The sequence below is a fragment of the Gammaproteobacteria bacterium genome (assembly GCA_019911805.1).
Taxonomy (GTDB): Bacteria; Pseudomonadota; Gammaproteobacteria; order Thiohalobacterales; family Thiohalobacteraceae; genus JAHJQQ01.
Genome location: JAIOJV010000062.1, coordinates 1 through 1,886, shown reverse-complemented (window position 1 = coordinate 1,886; position 1,886 = coordinate 1). Strand labels below are relative to the sequence as shown.

2 protein-coding genes are annotated in these 1,886 nt (G+C 67.1%); both read right to left on the bottom strand.

What is annotated here, in order from left to right; genetic code table 11:
* Positions 1 to 61: 61 nt before the first annotated feature.
* Positions 62 to 955, bottom strand: coding sequence for a protein phosphatase 2C domain-containing protein (locus K8I04_07105; GenBank protein ID MBZ0071478.1), 894 nt, complete (start codon positions 953 to 955; stop codon positions 62 to 64).
* Between the two features lie 3 nt (positions 956 to 958).
* Positions 959 to 1,886: serine/threonine protein kinase (locus tag K8I04_07100; GenBank protein ID MBZ0071477.1), on the bottom strand; the 928-nt coding region annotated here is incomplete at its 5' end.

Genomic DNA, 1,886 nt, shown 5'->3' with positions numbered 1-1,886 from the left:
CGAATCCCGAATCCCGAATCCCGAATCCCGAATCCCGAATCCCGAATCCCGAATCCCGCAATCACTTCCCCAGCATTTCGCCGCCGTATTCGCTCAGCGCCTGCTCGATCTCGGCGATCGCGCGCTCCAGGGGGTCTTGGTGGGGGTCTTGCAGACCGTTCTGCGTGCAGGATGGCGCGTCGTCCCGACTCGCCGTGGTGTCGGCCTCGATAGATTGTCGTCCACCCGCCCAGCGCAAGGCGACGCCGCTGACGTTGTCGCTCTGCGGGTAGCTCGCCTGTTCGGCGGCGGCGGCGAGCCGGTCGATGGCCTGTGCCGTATCCGCGTCTTCCAGGAGGTTGATCAGGCGGGACTCGGAGACGGCCGACCACAGGCCATCGCTGCACAGGAGGAGGATGTCGCCCGCGACGAGATAGATCAGCGGCCCCAGTGTGACCGGGGGCGGCTGCGGCGTGCCACCGAGACACAGGCTGACATGATTGCGCAGCGGGTGGATGCGCGCCTGTCGTTCGGTGATCAGGCCGGCCTCCACCATGTCGGCCACGCGGGTATGGTCGCGGCTGCGCAAGGCCACCTTGCCGTCACGGATCAGGTAGGCGCGGCTGTCCCCGACGTGCGCCCAGAGGGCCGTGCCACCCTGTATCAGGCAGGCGACACCCGTGGTGAGCGGCTGGATGGGCGGTTGCTGGGCCGCGCCCACGCAGCGGATGGCGTGGTGGGCGGCACGGAAGGCGTCGCGCAGCGAGACGGCCGGGTCCTCCAATCCTTCGCTGCCAAGGAACGCCTGGCTCAAGGTGTCGATGAAGGCCTGCGCGGCCAACTCGCCACGGGCATGGCCGCCCATGCCGTCCGCGACGGCGAGCAGTACCGTGCCCTCATGATCGAGCAACAGGCAGCGATCCTGGTTGTTCGCGCGGTTGCCGAGGCGATTGGCTTGGCCGGCCGTGTAGTCCATGGCTCACCCCTTGCCCCAGGGGAGGTTACCGACCAGCCAGCCCAGGGTCGACGGCGCCTCCGGCGCCACCTCGGGCGGCTCGGCATCCAGCGCCAGCACAAAATCAGCGACCGCCTGCGGCCGCAGCAGTGGATCGATCTCCATGGCCCAGTCGATGGCTTGTAGCAGACCGTCTGAATAACGCTTGCGGAAGGCACTGCGGGCGCTCTTCAGCGTGTCGCGCTCATGGCGTTCCCTGGCGGGCGGCGGTGGCCGGCCTTCGATACAGGCGCGCATGGTGGCGCCGAGGGCGTAGATGTCGGTCCAGGGGCCGACATAACCGTTGACGTCATATTGTTCGATGGGCGAAAAGCCGGGGCTGATGATCTGCCCCGGTTGGCTCTGGCGGCTCTGTGGGAAGCCGTGCACGGCGCCGAAGTCGAGCAGCAACGGCTGGCCGCCCGGTTGTATGTGGATGTTGCCGGGCTTGATGTCCAGATGCAGCAAGTCCCGGCTGTGGATCAGTGCCAGCCCGTCGAGCAGGGGCGGAAACACGGTGCGGAGGAACGTCTCGCTCAGATTGCCGCGCCGGGCCGTGAGGTAGGCCTGCAGATTCTTCCCTTCCTGATACTCCATCACCATATACACCGTGCCGTTGGCCCGGAAGAAGTTCAGCACGTTGACGATATTCGGGTGCTTGAGGGTGGCCAGGGCACTGGCCTCCTGGAAAAACAGCTGCCGGCCGCGGCTGAACCGACCGGCATCGTCTTCGGTCTTCGGGACGACGCTCAGGTCCTCGCGCCGGCCGGCCAGGCGGCTGGGGATGTATTCCTTGATGATCACCGGCTGGGCGGTTTCGGTGTCGGCGGCGAGGTAGACGATGCTGAAGCCGCCGCCGCCCAGTACCTGGGTGATCCGGTAGCGGTCGAGCCGGGTGTCGACGGGTAGGGCG